14 protein-coding genes and 1 pseudogene are annotated in these 16,339 nt (G+C 67.0%); 8 read left to right on the forward strand and 7 right to left on the reverse strand.

Translation table 11 applies throughout. The features are described 5' to 3' along the window. The 3 genes and pseudogenes from ACWEFV_RS19995 to ACWEFV_RS20005 form a co-directional block, all read right to left on the reverse strand. Nucleotides 1–204, reverse strand: a pseudogene (locus ACWEFV_RS19995) (MspA family porin); the annotation flags it as partial. Nucleotides 205–491: 287 nt separating this feature from the next. Next, nucleotides 492–854 carry a hypothetical protein gene (locus tag ACWEFV_RS20000; protein WP_450071423.1) on the reverse strand — a complete coding sequence of 121 codons (363 nt, stop codon included), beginning with the start codon at nt 852–854 and terminating at the stop codon, nt 492–494. After that, entirely contained in the window at nt 806–1,276 is a 471-nt protein-coding gene (locus tag ACWEFV_RS20005; RefSeq protein ID WP_450071424.1) for a carboxymuconolactone decarboxylase family protein, read from the reverse strand. The genes ACWEFV_RS20000 and ACWEFV_RS20005 overlap by 49 nt, the downstream gene beginning before the upstream one ends. 49 nt (nt 1,277–1,325) lie before the next feature. Between ACWEFV_RS20005 and pdxR the strand changes: the two genes are divergently transcribed. Next, a complete protein-coding gene (gene pdxR / locus ACWEFV_RS20010; RefSeq protein ID WP_450071425.1) occupies nt 1,326–2,738 on the forward strand; it encodes a MocR-like pyridoxine biosynthesis transcription factor PdxR in 1,413 nt (470 codons plus the stop codon). Here pdxR and ACWEFV_RS20015 read toward each other — a convergent pair. Next, a complete protein-coding gene (locus ACWEFV_RS20015; RefSeq protein ID WP_450071426.1) occupies nt 2,735–3,361 on the reverse strand; it encodes a trimeric intracellular cation channel family protein in 627 nt (208 codons plus the stop codon). The two genes, pdxR and ACWEFV_RS20015, sit on opposite strands and share 4 nt — an antisense overlap. A 48-nt stretch (nt 3,362–3,409) precedes the next feature. Here ACWEFV_RS20015 and ACWEFV_RS20020 point away from each other — a divergent pair, with 48 nt between their 5' ends. The 4 genes from ACWEFV_RS20020 (at nt 3,410) to katG (ending at nt 8,204) form a co-directional block, all read left to right on the forward strand. Next, nucleotides 3,410–3,805, forward strand: a complete 396-nt coding sequence (locus ACWEFV_RS20020) for a GtrA family protein (protein WP_450071587.1) — start codon at nt 3,410–3,412, stop codon at nt 3,803–3,805. 176 nt (nt 3,806–3,981) lie between these two features. Next, nucleotides 3,982–5,364, forward strand: coding sequence for an FAD-binding protein (locus ACWEFV_RS20025; protein WP_450071427.1), 1,383 nt, complete (start codon nt 3,982–3,984; stop codon nt 5,362–5,364). A gap of 208 nt (nt 5,365–5,572) precedes the next feature. Continuing rightward, nucleotides 5,573–5,977, forward strand: a complete 405-nt coding sequence (locus ACWEFV_RS20030; protein ID WP_167858212.1) for a Fur family transcriptional regulator — start codon at nt 5,573–5,575, stop codon at nt 5,975–5,977. A gap of 34 nt (nt 5,978–6,011) precedes the next feature. Then, nucleotides 6,012–8,204, forward strand: coding sequence for a catalase/peroxidase HPI (gene katG / locus ACWEFV_RS20035; RefSeq protein ID WP_135459413.1), 2,193 nt, complete (start codon nt 6,012–6,014; stop codon nt 8,202–8,204). A gap of 56 nt (nt 8,205–8,260) precedes the next feature. Here the strand turns inward: katG and ACWEFV_RS20040 are convergent, their stop codons facing one another. From ACWEFV_RS20040 to ACWEFV_RS20050, 3 genes are read right to left on the reverse strand one after another with little or no spacing between them, the layout of a single operon-like run. Further along, on the reverse strand, nt 8,261–8,881 hold the full coding sequence (locus ACWEFV_RS20040; RefSeq protein ID WP_450071428.1) for a TetR/AcrR family transcriptional regulator: 621 nt from the start codon (nt 8,879–8,881) through the stop codon (nt 8,261–8,263). A gap of 10 nt (nt 8,882–8,891) precedes the next feature. Then, complete coding sequence (locus ACWEFV_RS20045; RefSeq protein WP_167858033.1) at nt 8,892–9,107, reverse strand: hypothetical protein; 216 nt, start codon at nt 9,105–9,107, stop codon at nt 8,892–8,894. 3 nt (nt 9,108–9,110) lie between these two features. Further along, a complete protein-coding gene (locus ACWEFV_RS20050; RefSeq protein ID WP_450071429.1) occupies nt 9,111–10,193 on the reverse strand; it encodes an oxygenase MpaB family protein in 1,083 nt (360 codons plus the stop codon). 136 nt (nt 10,194–10,329) lie between these two features. On the opposite strand from ACWEFV_RS20050, the gene ACWEFV_RS20055 reads away from it, so the two are divergent. Genes ACWEFV_RS20055 through ACWEFV_RS20065 form a run of 3 tightly spaced genes read left to right on the forward strand, consistent with a single transcriptional unit; the run spans nt 10,330 to nt 16,242 of the window. After that, entirely contained in the window at nt 10,330–11,094 is a 765-nt protein-coding gene (locus ACWEFV_RS20055; protein WP_135459416.1) for a decaprenylphospho-beta-D-erythro-pentofuranosid-2-ulose 2-reductase, read from the forward strand. Beyond that, on the forward strand, nt 11,094–12,977 hold the full coding sequence (locus ACWEFV_RS20060) for a galactan 5-O-arabinofuranosyltransferase (RefSeq protein ID WP_450071430.1): 1,884 nt from the start codon (nt 11,094–11,096) through the stop codon (nt 12,975–12,977). Before ACWEFV_RS20055 ends, ACWEFV_RS20060 begins: the two co-directional genes overlap by 1 nt. Then, a complete protein-coding gene (locus ACWEFV_RS20065; protein WP_450071431.1) occupies nt 12,967–16,242 on the forward strand; it encodes an arabinosyltransferase domain-containing protein in 3,276 nt (1,091 codons plus the stop codon). Before ACWEFV_RS20060 ends, ACWEFV_RS20065 begins: the two co-directional genes overlap by 11 nt. Nucleotides 16,243–16,339 lie beyond the last annotated feature (97 nt).

Genomic DNA, 16,339 nt, shown 5'->3' on the forward strand with positions numbered 1-16,339 from the left:
GGTCAGCCGGTTGCGGTCCAGCGGGAACACACCGTTGAGGAAGGTGTCCCACTGCTGAACGGTCAGGGTCCGGTCCTGACCATCAACCAGGCTCAGTTCATTGTCCAGACCCGCATGTGAAGTGCCCGTGCCTATGAAAAGGCCCGCGAGGACCCCGGCCATTGCGGTCACCAATGCGACCAGCACTCGACTGAATGCCTTCATGTTCTCCCTAGCTATGTCGGTGATCCGATTCGTGCTTCACCAACCAGGGTCCCCACCCTAGAGATCCATCGGCGGTCCACCGCCCGATTAGGGAGGTCACATCCGGCTCTCATGCCTTGCTCATGATTGGCAGGAGGAAACGTAACCGGGCGGCACCCGGGCGGCAACGGCAACGGTTTCCGAACACCCGAGCAGACAGTCCTCGGTACAAAGTTTGCTAGATCAGCACCTGCCTGCGTCACACCGCCGCTGCCGACTACCTGTGAGCGCTGGGCGCTACGTCTGGATCACATCGGCGTCGAAGCGCCGCGGAATGACCCCACCACGCGGCAAGAACTGGCGTTTTGCCCGATCTGCAGAGCACGGGCCCGACAATCACGCCGAGTAGAAAGATTGCCGTCACCATCGTAAATATCGCGGACTGGCCCGCCGACCACCCCGGGTTTGCGCTTGCTGTGTAAACGTTCCGTTACGCAGGACCGAACGCCCGGATTAACTGAACGGCCGTAGATCGATTCCACGAACCCGCGGCCGATATTCCGATTTGTGACCGACATCACATTGAAGCGGTGGCGTTCCACATCTCCGATCTTGCGCGCGATCAGCGCCGCGGGGCGGGCATCCGCACGGTGACGTTGATCCGGTTCCACGCGTTGATGGTCACGGCCATCGCGATCACCTGACCGAGCTCGCGTTCGGTGAACGCCTCGGCGGCACGCGAGTACACGGCGTCGGGGACGTGGCCGTCGCCCAGTTCGGTGATGGCCTCGGTAAGGGCCAGCGCGGCCCGCTCGCGTTCGGTGAACAGCTCGCCCGCCTCCTGCCAGGCTGCGATGAGCGCGAGCCGCTGCTCGGTTTCGCCCTGCTTGCGGGCGTCGTGGGTGTGCATGTCGAGGCAGAACGCGCAGTGGTTGATCTGCGAGGCCCGGATCTTGACGAGCTCGCCGATCGTGGGGTCGACGTCCTTGGCGGCGGCATTCGACAGCGTCATCATCGCGTCGTAGAGCTCGGGCGAGACCTTGTAGATCTTGAGGCGGTCAACGGTCGCGGCGGGCTCGAGTGTCTGTGTCATGGCTCCAACGCTAGACGGAAAAATACCACCTAGATGGTTCAATATTGCAGTGACTTCACGGGCCAATCTGCGGGGCCGGGATCTCCATCTCGACCTGCGCGCGGTGATCGAACCCGGCAGCCGCACCGCCCGCGAGCAGCTGATCACCGCACTTCGGGAGGGGATTCGCAGCGGCAGGTTGAGCACCGGCACTCGACTGCCGCCGTCGCGCACGCTGGCCTCCGACCTCGGACTGGCCCGCAACACCGTCGCCGAGGCGTACGCCGAGCTGGTCGCCGAAGGCTGGCTGGCCTCCCGCCAGGGCGCGGGCACCTGGGTCGCGCGCACCACCGCCCCGCGGCCGGCGCCGCGCCCACGCCGCGTTCCTGCCGTCCCGCGGCACAACCTGATGCCCGGCTCCCCCGATGTGTCGGAGTTTCCGCGGACGGCGTGGTTGGCGTCGGCGCGCCGGGCGATCACGACCGCACCGGTGTCCGCGCTGCGGATGGGCGACCCGCGCGGACCGCTGGCGCTGCGCGAGGCTCTCACCGAATATCTGGGCCGCGTGCGCGGCGTGCGGGCCACCCCCGAGTCGATCGTGATCTGCTCCGGGGTGCGCGATGGCGTCGACCTACTGGGCCGGGTCCTCGGCAGCCGGCGACCGATCGCCGTGGAGGCCCACGGGCTGTTCATCTTCCGCGACGCGCTCGCGGCGCTGGGTGTGCCGACGGCACCGATCGGCGTCGACGAGGACGGTGCGGTGATCAGCGACCTGGACCCGTTGGACCCCTCGGCGGTACTACTCACTCCCGCGCACCAGAGCCCGTTCGGGATGGCCCTGCACCCGGCGCGGCGCACCGCGGTCATCGAGTGGGCGCAGCGCACCGGCGGATACGTGGTGGACGACGACTACGACGGCGAGTTCCGCTACGACCGCCAACCCGTCGGCGCCCTGCAGTCACTGAACCCCGAACGGGTCGTCTACCTGGGTTCGGCCAGCAAGAGTATGGCCCAGGTGATGCGGGTGGGCTGGATGGCACTGCCCGACGCATTGATCGATCCGGTCATCGCGGCGGCAGGCGGGGCGCAGTACCACGTCGACGCCCTCACCGCGCTGACCCTGGCCGACTTCATCCACAGCGGCGGCTACGACCGGCACGTCCGGCGGATGCGCAACCGCTACCGGCGGCGACGCGACGCCCTGGTCGCCGCGCTGGCCGGATTCGACCTCGGCATCAGCGGCCTGGCCGCGGGCGTCAACATGCTGCTCACCCTGCCCGACGGCGCCGAACCCGAGGTGCTGCGCCGGGCCGGTGAAGCCGGGATCGCGTTGAACGGGCTGTCGATCATGCGTCATCCGCTCGCCGGACCGGATACCCCCGCCCCCGACGGGGTGATCATCGGTTTCGGGGCGCCGGCAGACCACGCTTTCGGGCCGGCGGTCGACGCGCTGTGCGGCGTCCTGTCGGCCACGTTCCGCTAGGAATTCTCACCCACGATCAGGTCCGACGGCCCCGTGGGTAACCGCCAGTGAAAAACCAGCCCGGCCAGGCGCAGCGTCGTGGCCAGCACCGTGCCCACCAGCAGGCCGATCCACTGCGGGCCGAAGTAGTCGATGACCGCGTACGCCATCGCACCGATCAAGGCGGGGACGGCATACAGATCGGCCGGCCGCATCAACATCGGAATCTCACGCACCAGCACATCGCGGATGATGCCGCCGCCGATCGCGGTGGTCATGCCGATCAGCACCGCCGCGAACCAGCTGGCCCCGTGGTCGACCGCGAACGCCGCGCCGGAGGTCGCGAAGAAGCCCATGCCGATCGCGTCCAGCGACAGCACGATGCGGTTGAACCGGATGAGGTGGTTCGCGGTGAGGGTGGCCACGGCGGTCGCCGCCACCGCAACGGTGATGTTGGGCCAGTGCTGGATAGAGGCGGGCGGATGGATGCCGAGGAAGAGGTCGCGGATCACCCCGCCACTCACACCGGTCAGCACCCCGAGCGCCGCAATGCCGAACAGGTCGAAGCCCTTACGTATCGCGACCATGGCCCCAGACGACGCGAACACCGCGATTCCGAGGTAGTTGAGCACCGTCTGCAGCACGAGTGCACCGTACGACCTCGCTAAGCTGCCTGAGTGGCTGAGCCCGTAATGTCGCCGACCCTTGACCTGAAAACGCAGGCGTTCCGGTTCATCGTGACCGGCGGACTGTCGGCGATCGTGGACTACGGGCTGTACTTCATCCTGCACACCCTCGGCGTGCAGATAGACCTCGCCAAAGCCCTCAGCTTCATCGCCGGAACCACCACGGCCTACCTGATCAATCGGCGCTGGACCTTCCAGGCACCGCCGAGCAAGGCCCGTTTCATTGCGGTCTGCGTTCTCTACGCGGTGACTTTCGCGGTCCAGGTCGGGATCAACCACGTCTTTCTGCTCTGGCTCGCGGAGGGGCCATGGCGGATGCCGGTCGCCTACGTCATCGCCCAGGGCACGGCCACGGTGATCAACTTCATCGTGCAGCGTGCGGTGATCTTCAAATTGCACTGAGGATCAGGCAGGCGGTTCCGGCGACCCGTGCGTCACTCTCGGTATCGCTTGGTTCACAAAACAGCGCCTGACCTCCCGTTTCGACGATCATTTCCGGTCGCCGGCTGTGCAGTGGACACCAATTTCGGAAACAACTGCAGGGGACCCGGGCCGTGCTCGCGGTACCCTCTTTGACGATGTCGACTACCGATTTGCCGACCACTCCCAAGCGCCTGACAGGCTGGGGCCGGACCGCACCGACCGTGGCACAGGTGCTCTCAACCAGCGATCCCGAGGTCATCGTCAAGGCCGTGACCCGGGCCGCCGAGCAGAAGGGCCGGGGTGTCATCGCCCGCGGTCTGGGGCGCTCGTACGGCGACAACGCGCAGAACGGTGGCGGTCTCGTCATCGACATGTCGTCGCTGAACCAGATCCACTCGATCGACGCGGGCACCAAGCTGGTCGACGTGGACGGCGGGGTGAACCTCGACCAGCTGATGCGGGCCGCATTGCCCCACGGGTTGTGGGTTCCGGTGCTGCCGGGCACCCGCCAGGTGACCATCGGCGGCGCCATCGGCTGCGACATCCACGGCAAGAACCACCACAGCGCAGGCAGTTTCGGCAATCACGTGCGCTCGATCGATCTGCTGACCGCCAACGGCGAGATCCGCAAGCTCACCCCGGACGGCCCCGAAGCCGAGTTGTTCTGGGCGACGGTCGGCGGTAACGGCCTGACGGGCATCGTCCTGCGGGCCACCATCGAGATGACCCCCACGGAGACTGCGTATTTCATCGCCGACGGCGATGTCACCCACGGCCTCGACGAGACCATCGAGTTCCACAGCGACGGCACCGAGGACAACTACACGTACTCGTCGGCCTGGTTCGACGCGATGAGCGCCCCGCCCAAGCTGGGCCGCGCGGTGATCTCCCGCGGCTCGCTGGCAAAGCTGGACCAGTTGCCCCCGAACCTGCAGCGTGATCCGCTCAAATTCGATGCGCCGCAGTACTTCACCACGCCGGACATCTTCCCGAACGGTCTTGGCAACAAGTTGATCTTCGGCGCCATGACCGAGGTGTGGTACCGGTTGGGCAAGACCTATCGAGGCAAGGCCCAGAACCTGACGCAGTTCTATCACCCGCTGGACATGGTCGGGGAATGGAACCGGGCCTATGGCTCGGTGGGGTTCACCCAGTACCAGTTCGTGGTGCCCACCGAGGCTGTCGACGAGTTCAAGCGCATCATGGTCGACATCCAGCGCTCCGGGCACTACTCGTTCCTCAACGTGTTCAAGCTGTTCGGCGCGGGCAACCAGGCACCACTGAGCTTCCCCATCCCCGGCTGGAACGTCTGTGTCGACTTCCAGATCAAGCCCGGCCTGAGTGAGTTCCTCACCGAACTCGACCGGCGCGTAATGGAATTCGGCGGCCGGCTCTACACCGCCAAGGACTCGCGGACCACCGCGAAGACGTTCCACGCCATGTACCCGCGGATCGAAGAGTGGCTGGCGGTACGCCGCAAGGTCGATCCCGACGCCCTGTTCGTCTCGGACATGGCGCGCCGGCTGGAGCTCGTCTAGCGATCCGGCCCCGCCAAGCGGACACCGAGACTGCATCCAGGGACAAGATCGCCGTCGACTTTGTCCCTCACTGCAGTCTCGGTACGGTCGCCGACCCGTTCCAGGCACCACCATCGTTCGTCTCGAATTCGCGAGAATTTTATTCTTGACTAATTCCAGAAAAGGGACAAGACTTCGGTCCGTGGCGACAACCGCGGACTTCCAGCAGATGCTGCGAAGCGCCGACATGCGTGTGACCCGCCCCCGAGTGGCGGTGCTGCACGCGGTCCATGCGCATCCGCACGCAGACACCGACACGATCATCCGTTCGGTGCGCAAAGACCTGCCCGACGTCTCACACCAGGCCGTGTACGACTCGCTGCACGCCCTGACCGCAGCGGCACTGGTGCGCCGCATCCAACCCTCCGGTTCAGTCGCCCGCTACGAATCACGTATCGGCGACAACCACCACCACGTCGTGTGCCGATCGTGTGGCGCAATCGCCGACGTGGACTGCGCGGCCGGGTCCGCCCCATGCCTGACCGCGTCACACGACCACGGTTTCGAGATCGATGAAGCCGAGGTCATCTATTGGGGCACTTGCCCCGAATGTTCGATTGCTCCAAGTAGATAACCCCTTAACCCGCCAGCCCCGGAAAGGATTTGTCATGGCAGAAACACACCCCCCCATTGGCGAAGCTCAAACCGAACCCGCCGAAAGCGGTTGTCCCATGCGGATCAAGCCTCCTGTCGAAGGCGGCAGCAACCGCGACTGGTGGCCCAATGCGGTGAATCTCAAGATCCTGCAGAAGAATCCGCCCGCCATCGATCCGTCGGACGAGGGCTATGACTACCGCGAGGCCGTCAAGACCCTCGACTTCGAGGCCTTCGAGCGCGATTTCGATGCCCTGCTGACGGATTCGCAGGAGTGGTGGCCGGCCGACTTCGGTCACTACGGCCCGCTGTTCGTCCGGATGTCGTGGCACGCCGCTGGCACCTACCGGGTGCAGGACGGCCGTGGTGGCGGCGGGCGCGGTATGCAGCGCTTCGCCCCGCTGAACAGCTGGCCCGACAACGTCAGCCTGGACAAGGCCCGTCGTCTGCTCTGGCCGCTGAAGAAGAAGTACGGCAAGAAGATCTCGTGGTCCGACCTGATCGTCTACGCAGGCAACCGGGCAATGGAGCACATGGGCTTCAAGACCGCGGGCTTCGCCTTCGGTCGCCCGGACTTCTGGGAGCCCGAGGAGGACATCTACTGGGGCGCCGAGCACGAGTGGCTGGGTTCACAGGACCGCTACGCAGGCAGCGGCGACCGCACCAAGCTGGAGAACCCGCTGGCCGCCAGCCACATGGGTCTGATCTACGTGAACCCCGAAGGCCCCGAAGGCAATCCGGATTACATGGCAGCAGCCATCGACATCCGCGAGACGTTCGGCCGGATGGCGATGAACGACATCGAGACCGCGGCGCTGATCGTCGGTGGCCACACCTTCGGCAAGACCCACGGCGCCACCGACATCGAGAACGGCGCGGAGCCCGAAGCCGCACCGCTCGAGCAGATGGGCCTGGGCTGGGCCAACCCCGGCCTCGGCAACGAGACCGTCAGCAGCGGCATCGAGGTGACCTGGACGCACACCCCCACCAAGTGGGACAACAGCTTCCTGGAGATCCTCTACAGCAACGAGTGGGAGCTGACGAAGAGCCCGGCGGGCGCCAATCAGTGGAAGCCCAAGGACAACGGCTGGGCCAACTCTGTGCCGATGGCGCAGGGCACCGGCAAGACCCACCCGTCGATGCTCACCACCGATCTGTCGATGCGGTTCGACCCGATCTACGGCGAGATCACCCGCCGCTGGCTGGATCACCCGGAGGAGCTGGCCGAGGAGTACGCCAAGGCCTGGTTCAAGTTGCTGCACCGCGACCTTGGTCCGGTGGCCCGCTACCTCGGACCGCTGGCGCCCAAGCAGACCTGGCTGTGGCAGGACGTCATTCCGGCCGGTAAGACCCTGAGCGGCGCCGATGTCGACACGCTCAAGGCCGCCATCGCCGATTCGGGTCTGACTGTGCAGCAGCTGGTTTCGACGGCCTGGAAGGCAGCGTCGTCGTACCGCTCCAGCGATATGCGCGGTGGCGCCAACGGCGGCCGGATCCGCCTGCAGCCGCAGCTGGGCTGGGAGGCCAACGAGCCCGACGAGCTGGCCCAGGTGATTCGCAAGCTCGAGGAGATCCAGGCAGCGTCGGACACTGGTGTGTCGTTCGCCGACCTGGTGGTCCTCGGCGGGGCCGTCGGCATCGAGAAGGCGGCCAAGGACGCCGGATTCGATGTCACCGTGCCGTTCCTCTCGGGTCGCGGCGACGCCACCCAGGACCAGACCGACGTCGAGTCGTTCGCCTGGCTGGAAACCCTGTCTGACGGCTTCCGTAACCAGGTCGGCAAGGGCGACCCGCTGCCGCCCGAGTACCGGATCATCGACAAGGCCAACCTGCTGGGCCTATCGGGCCCGGAGCTGACCGTGCTGATCGGCGGCCTGCGCGTGCTGGGCGCCAACCACGGTGGCTCGGATCTCGGTGTGCTGACTGCCAACAAGGGCAAGCTGACGAACGACTACTTCGTCAACCTGACCGACATGGGCATCAAGTGGGCACCGTCGCCGGCCGACGACGGCACCTACATCGGGTCCGACCGGGCCAGCGGTGCGCAGAAGTACACCGCCAGCCGCGTCGACCTGCTGTTCGGCTCGAACTCGCAACTGCGGGCCCTGGCCGAGGTGTACGCCGAGGACGATTCCAAGCAGAAGTTCGTCAAGGACTTCGTCGCCGCCTGGAACAAGGTGATGAACGCCGACCGGTTCGACGTCTGATCTGACAAGTAACGCAACACCCCGCGGGCCTCGGCTCGCGGGGTGTTGTTGTCTCGCTAGGCTTTTGCCCGCATGGCGCGATAGGCAGCCTTGCCGAAGGTTTCGGCCACCAGCGGTTCGTCGTCGTCGGCGAGCATCTTGCGGACCGCCGCCTCGCAGATCGCCAGGAACACCTCGACCAGCATCGGCAGTGCGGCGTCGAGATCCGCGACCTGCCACCGTTGCAGCAGTGGGCGCATCACGGTCGCGAGTTGGCCGCGGAGACGGTCCCGGCCACGCACGATGGCCGCGGTCAGCACCGGGTCAGGATCCGCCCCGAACATGATGCGCCATGAGGCGGGGCGCTCGCGCACGGTGCTGTGCAGCGCGCGGAACCCGTCGACGAACAGTTGCTCGATGGAACCCGTGCGCTGCGGCGGCAGCAGCTCGAAAAGGCTGGCCAGCACCTGGTTGGTTTCCCGATCCAACAGTGCGGCAAGCACTTCCCCACGCCCGGGGTAGCAGGCGTAGACCACCGGCCGGGTGACCCCCAAACGGCTTGCGATGGCTCCCATCGTCACATCGGCCAGGCCCTGTTGCGCGGCGATCTCCAACGCGGTGTCGAGAACCTGCGGCCGGCGCCGGTCCGGGCCCAGATGCTCGGCGCGGGTCCGGTTGGCAGTTGCGGCTTCGTTCACTTCGCTTCACTCATGTCAGCGTGACATTAGCGATGATCAGCACCGGCCACGCGACGATCTCGCCCAGCAGCGAGAACAGCTTGTCGAGACCCGTGAGCCCGGCGATGTGATCGCTGTGGGTGAGGGCCCAGATCATGCCGATCACGAGGTACGGGGCCCCCACCACGATCGCGAGGTAGACGAGTTGCCGGATGCTCAACCGGTAGTCGAGGAGATTCTTGATCACGAGCTAACCGATCCCACCGAGAATCGGCTGGGACTCGACGATGCCCTCGTCACTCGGTGCGAGTCCCTCACCGAACACGCGGACCGCCTGCTTCTCCCGAAACTCGAAGTGCGCCTGGCTCGGTGCGGCGTAGCCGTAACGACGCTGGGCCTCGCGCGGTGTCGTGGTGACCGGGTCCTTGGGCGGAACGGACAGCAGGACCCGCGCGCCGATCGGCAGGGTCGCCGGGGACAGCAGGCGCAGCAGGATCAGCTCGAGCCGTGTGCTCATGGCGATCACCGTGAATGCGGCACTCAGAGGCGGCACCACCAGCGCATCGAGAACCCGGGATGTGTTGAGCCCGGCCATCTGTCGCATCCAGCGCGGCATCGTCGCCAGGGTGCCGCGGCGCAGGACCGCGGTGATCACCCTGGTGCCCGGACGCAGCAGCAGTGGCATCTTGGGCAACATCACCTCGGCGCCCAGCAGGTGATGCATGGCCTGGCGGGCGATGTCCGAGCCGATGAGGTGGGGCCGCATCTTTTCGAAATACTCGCGGATGCCCTCGCGGGTCAGGGGAACGTCGGACGGATCGCAGGTCTGAAGTTCGGCGGCGATCGCGCATTCCCGCCAGTACTGCAGCTCCTCTTCGGGTGACAGCCGGCCCGGGCCGTATTTCTCATAGGCCACCAGGATGGAATGCCATGCGGTCAGGTGGATCCACAGCTGCGAGTCCGGATTGTTGGCGTCGTAGGTCTTTCCGGTGACCGGGTCGGTGCCGATGGCCTTGGAATGGATCTTGACCAGGACGTCGGCGGCCTTCGTGGTGGAGCGACTGTCGTCGAACGCCACCATGGCGAAGTAGCGCAGCGTCCGGTCGTACCGGGTACGGGGCCGCGAGTAGATCTCGTGGGTCTTGTCGACCGCCGCGACGAGCGCGGGGTCGAGTTCTTCGATGACGACGGCCCGCTGGAACCCGATCGACAGCGAGGTCGGGTAACTCCACACCTTCCATGTCACCGAATCGGGGCCGAAGAACCCGTAGTCCTCCCCCGGCTCCGTCTCGGGCAACGTCAGCCAGTCCCGAATCGTCATGATCTCCCCCATTTCCTACACGATGTAGAAAAAAGCTACGTCGTGTAGGAAATGCGGTCAAGGTCCTGCGCCCGGATTGCTCGAATTTTCGAAGGAAACCGCACGGTACCCTCGTCACGATGTCCCCCGAGGCTTGGAGCTGCGCTAGATGGTGTTCGACGCCGTAGGTAACCCCCAGACAATTCTGCTGCTCGGCGGCACCTCAGAGATCGGGCTGGCGATCTGTGAGCGCTATCTGCGCGACGCCTCTGCCCGCATCGTGCTGGCCGCCCTTCCCGGCGATCCGGGCCGCGACGACGCCGTGGCCCAGCTGCGCAAGGCCGGCGCCAGTTCGGTGGAAGTCATCGACTTCGACGCGATCGACACGGCCAGCCACCCCGACGTGATCGACAAGGCGTTCGCCTCCGGCGACGTGGATGTCGCGATCGTCGCGTTCGGCCTCCTCGGTGACGCCGAAGAGCTGTGGCAGAACCAGCGCAAGGCCGTGCAGATCGCCGAAATCAATTACACCGCAGCCGTTTCGGTCGGTGTCCTGGTCGGCGAGAAGATGCGAGCACAGGGCTACGGCCGGATCATCGCGATGAGCTCGGCCGCCGGCGAGCGGGTGCGCCGGTCCAACTTCGTCTACGGCTCCACCAAGGCCGGACTCGACGGGTTCTACCTCGGCCTCGGCGAGGCACTGCGCGAGTTCGGCGTTCGGGTGCTGGTGATCCGGCCCGGACAGGTGCGCACACGGATGAGCGCCCACGTCAAGGAAGCCCCGCTGACCGTCGACAAGGAATACGTCGCCGAACTGGCCGTCACCGCGTCGGCCAAGGGCAAGGAGCTGGTCTGGGCGCCTGGGGCGTTCCGGTACGTGATGATGGTTCTGCGGCACATCCCGCGGCCCATCTTCCGCAAGCTTCCCATCTGATGCAGGCGCGTCCGGCCAGGGTCATCGGACACATGGTGGTCGCCCTGATGCTCGCCTCGGCGGTGGCCGGGGTGTCGATCGCCGCGATCGCCCAGGTCCAGTGGCCGGCCTACAACACGTCCAACCAGCTGCATGCGCTCACCACGGTGGGCCAGGTCGGCGCCCTGGCCGGAATCTTCGCCGCGGGCCTGATCTGGCGCCGGGGCCGGCGCACCCTGGCCCGGCTGGCCGCGCTGATCTTCCTGTCCGCGTTCTCGGTAGTCACCCTGGCGATGCCGCTGGGCGCCACCAAGCTCTATCTGTTCGGGGTCTCGGTCGACCAGCAGTTCCGCACCGAGTACCTGACCCGGCTGGCCGACGCCCCGGGCCTGCACGACATGACCTACTTCGGGCTTCCGCCGTATTACCCGGCCGGCTGGTTCTGGATGGGCGGGCGCATCGCCGCGGCCACCGACACCCCGGCCTGGGAGATGTTCAAGCCCTGGTCGATCGTCTCGATCACCATCGCGGTGGCACTCGCATTCGTGTTGTGGGCGACCATGATTCGCTTCGAGTCCGCGCTGATCGTGACCACCGCGAGCACCGCGGCCATGCTGGCCTACGCCTCCACCGAACCGTACGCCGCGATCATCACCGTGCTGTTGCCGCCGGTGTTCGTGCTGGCCTGGTCGGGCCTGCGCGGCCAGACCCGTAACGGAGGCTGGGCCGCCGTCGTCGGCGTCGGGATCTTCCTCGGGATGACCGCGCTGCTCTACACCCTGCTCTTCCTCTACTGCGCATTCACACTCGCCATCATGGGACTGGTGCTGGCCGTGGCGCGCCGTCGCTTCGACCCGCTGCTGCGAGGCATCGTCATCGCGGTGATCGCCGGCGTGATCGCCCTGCTCACCTGGGCCCCGTACCTGCTGGCCGCGTTGCGCGGGACACCCGCCGAAAAGGGCACCGCCCAGCACTACCTGCCCGACGCCGGCGCCCAGCTGACCTTCCCGATGCTGAGCTTCACGCTGCTCGGCGCGCTCTGCATGCTCGGCACGCTGTGGTTGGTGGTCCGGGCGCGCAGCTCGACGCGGGCCGGCGCATTGGCCGTCGCGGTGCTCGCCGTCTACGCCTGGTCGCTGCTGTCGATGCTGACCACACTCGCCGGCACCACGCTGCTGTCCTTCCGGTTGCAGCCCACACTGACCGTGCTGCTCATCACCGCCGGAGCGTTCGGGTTCATCGAATCGGCACAGGGCCTGGCCCGTCTCGCGGCCAGGCGTTACCAGCCGGAGACCGCGCGTCGCGTCGTCGCGGCGGCTGCCACCGTCGGCGCAATCGGCGGCATCACGTTCAGTCAGGACATCCCTGACGTACTGCGCCCCGACATCAACGTGGCCTACACAGACACCGACGGCAGCGGCCAGCGGGCCGACCGCCGGGCACCCGGCGCCGAGCGCTACTACCGCGAGATCGACGCCAAGATCGCCGAGATCACCGGGGTGCCGCGCAACCAGACCGTCGTGCTGACCGCCGACTACAGCTTCTTGTCCTTCTACCCCTACTACGGGTTCCAGGGGCTGACGTCGCACTACGCCAACCCGCTTGCCGAGTTCGACAAGCGGGCCAAGGCCATCGAGGGCTGGGCCACGTTGAGCAAGCCCGACCAGTTCGTGAAGGCTCTTGACGAAATGCCCTGGAAGGCGCCGACCGTGTTCCTGATGCGCCACGGCGCGGACGACACCTACACGCTGCGCCTAGCCTCCGACGTCTACCCCAACCAGCCGAACGTGCGCCGCTACCACGTGGCGCTCGACGCGGCACTGTTCAAAGATCCACGTTTCGAGGTGACTGACATCGGCCCATTCGTCCTGGCGATCAGAAAGCCCATTCCCGATGGCCACTGATACGCCGATAGCATCAGAGCCCGTGACGGGACCGCAAGGAACCGCCGGCAGCAACCACCGGACGGCGCGGCTCATCGCGATCGTCGCCGGTCTGCTCGGCGTACTGATGGCGGTGGCGACACCGCTGCTACCGGTCAAGCAGACCACGGCCCAGCTGAACTGGCCGCAGAACGGCACCTGGCAGAGCATCAACGCCCCGCTGATCGGGTACGTCGCCACCGATCTGACCATCACCGTGCCGTGCCAGGCCGCCGCGGGACTGGCCGGGCCGGAGAGCCAGCAAAACCGAAGTCGCACGGTCCTCTTATCCACGGTTCCCAAGCAGGCACCCAAGGCCATCGACCGCGGCCTGCTGATCGAGCGGGTGAACAACGACCTACTGGTCATCGTGCGCAACACTCCGGTGGTCAGCGCCCCGTTGGACGCGGTACTCAGCCCGGCCTGCCAGTCCCTGACATTCACCGCGCACGCCGACAAGGTGACCGGCGAATTCGTCGGGCTCACCCAGGGTGATGCCAGCGCCACCGCCGACCACCCCGCCGCGCCCCTGCGCGGTGAGCGGGGCGGCTACGACTTCCGGCCGCAGATCGTCGGCGTATTCACCGACCTGTCCGGCCCGGCACCCGAGGGCCTGAAGTTCTCGGCCACCATCGACTCCCGCTACAGCAGCGCCCCGACGCTGCTCAAGATGCTGGCGATGATCATCGGCGTCGCGATGACCGCGATCGCGCTGGCCGCGCTGCACCGCCTCGACACCGCCGACGGCGTCCGGCACCGGCGGTTCCTGCCGCCCCGCTGGTGGTCGATGACACCGTTGGACGGACTGGTCACCGCCGTGCTGGTGTGGTGGCACTTCGTCGGGGCCAACACCTCCGACGACGGCTACATCCTGACCATGGCGCGGGTGTCCGAACACGCCGGCTACATGGCCAACTACTACCGCTGGTTCGGCACCCCCGAGGCCCCGTTCGGCTGGTACTACGACCTGCTCGCACTGTGGGCCCACGTCTCCACCAACAGCGTCTGGATGCGGTTGCCCACCCTGGTGATGGCGCTCGCGTGCTGGTGGGTCATCAGCCGTGAGGTACTCCCGCGACTCGGTCGCGCCGTCAAGACCAACCGCGCGGCCGCCTGGACGGCCGCAGGCATGTTCCTGGCGTTCTGGCTGCCGCTCAACAACGGCCTGCGCCCCGAACCGATCATCGCCCTCGGCATCCTGCTGACCTGGTGCTCGGTGGAACGTGGCGTGGCCACCAACCGGATGCTGCCGGTGGCCGTCGCGATCGTCATCGGCGCGCTGACCCTGTTCTCCGGGCCCACCGGCATCGCCGCCATCGGCGCCCTGCTGGTCGCCGTGGGACCACTGAAAACCATTGTGGCCCGGCATACCTCACGCTTCGGGCACCTTCCGCTGCTGGCCCCCATCCTGGCCGCCTGCACCGTGACGATCATCCTGATCTTCCGTGACCAGACCCTGGCCGGTGAGCTGCAGGCCAGCACCTTCAAATCCGCCGTCGGCCCCAGCCTGGCCTGGTTCGACGAGCACATCCGCTACTCGCGGCTGTTCACCAGCAGCCCGGACGGTTCGGTGGCGCGACGCTTCGCGGTGCTGACCCTGCTGGTGGCACTGGCTGTTTCGGTGGCGATGACGCTGCGCAAGGGCCGCATCCCAGGCACCGCCGCCGGTCCGAGCCGGCGCATCATCGGCATCACGATCATCTCGTTCCTGGCGATGATGTTCACCCCGACCAAGTGGACCCACCACTTCGGCGTGTTCGCCGGGCTGGCCGGATCTCTCGGCGCGCTGGCCGCGGTCGCGGTGACGGCCGTGGCGATGAAGTCCCGGCGTAACCGGTCGATGTTCGCCGCGCTCGTGCTGTTCGTGGCGGCGCTGTCGTTCGCGACCGTCAACGGCTGGTGGTACGTATCCAACTTCGGGGTGCCCTGGTCGAACTCGTTCCCCGAGTGGCACTTCGGGTTCACCACGATGCTGCTGGGCTTGTCGGTGCTGACCTTGTTGTTGGCGGCCTGGTTCCATTTCAGCGACCGTGACGAATCCCCGGACGGCCCGCAGCACCGCTGGCAGCGGATCGTGCAATCGCCACTGGCGATCGCCGCCTGGGTGGTGGTGATGTTCGAGGTGGTGTCACTGACCCTGGCGATGACCGCCCAGTACCCGGCTTGGTCGGTGGGACGCTCCAACCTGGAGGCGCTCACCGGCAAGACCTGCGGCTTGGCCAGCGACGTGATGGTCGAGGAGAACGCGAACGCCGGCCTCCTGGCACCGGTCAGTGAGCCGCCCGGGCAGGCCCTCGGCGCGGTCACCGCGCAGGGATTCGGCCCCAACGGCATCCCGTCGGACGTCTCGGCCGACCCGGTGATGGAGCAGCCCGGCGCAGGCAACTTCGCCGACACCGACTCGGGCACCGTGACCGGCAGCGAGGTGGGTACCGAGGGTGGCACCACCGCGGCCGCCGGGATCAACGGCTCCCGGGCCCGGCTGCCCTACGGGCTCGACCCGGCCACCACCCCGGTGCTCGGCAGCTGGCGAGCCGGCACCCAGCAGCCAGCGGTCATGCGCTCGGCCTGGTACCGGCTGCCCGATCGCGATCAGGCCGGACCGCTGCTGGTCGTCTCGGCCGCGGGCCGCTTCGATCCGGGTGAGGTCGTGGTGCAGTGGGCCACCGACGCGCAGGCCGCCGAGAACAAGCCCGGCGGCGGCGTCGGATTCGCCGACGTGGGCGCCGCCCCGGCCTGGCGCAACCTGCGCGCCCCGATGGCCGCCATTCCGCGCGAGGCCACCCAGATCCGGCTGGTCGCCACCGACGACGACCTGGCCCCCCAGCACTGGATCGCGGTGACCCCGCCGCGGATTCCGGAGCTGCGCACCCTGCAGGACGTGGTCGGGTCGCAGGACCCGGTCCTGCTGGACTGGCTGGTAGGCCTGGCGTTCCCGTGCCAGCGGCCCTTCGGCCATCAGTACGGCGTGACCGAGGTGCCCAAGTGGCGGATCCTGCCAGACCGCTTCGGCGCCGAGGCCAACTCGCCGGTGATGGATTACCTGGGCGGCGGCCCGCTGGGCATCTCCGAACTGCTGCTGCGGCCGTCGAGCGTGCCGACCTATCTGCGGGACGACTGGTTCCGGGACTGGGGCTCGCTGCAACGGCTCACGCCGTGGTACCCGGACGCCGGACCGGCCCGTCTTGACCTGGGCACCGCGATCCGCAGTGGACTGTGGAGCCCGGCGCCGCTGCGGCACAGCTAGTTCGCATTACCCACCTTCAGTGGCCAGTTATGTCACATAGCGGCGGCAATCCCGCGACATAACTGGCCACTCGGCGGTTGGAACCGGGGCTCACATA

The organism is Mycobacterium sp. NPDC004974 (assembly GCF_053600815.1).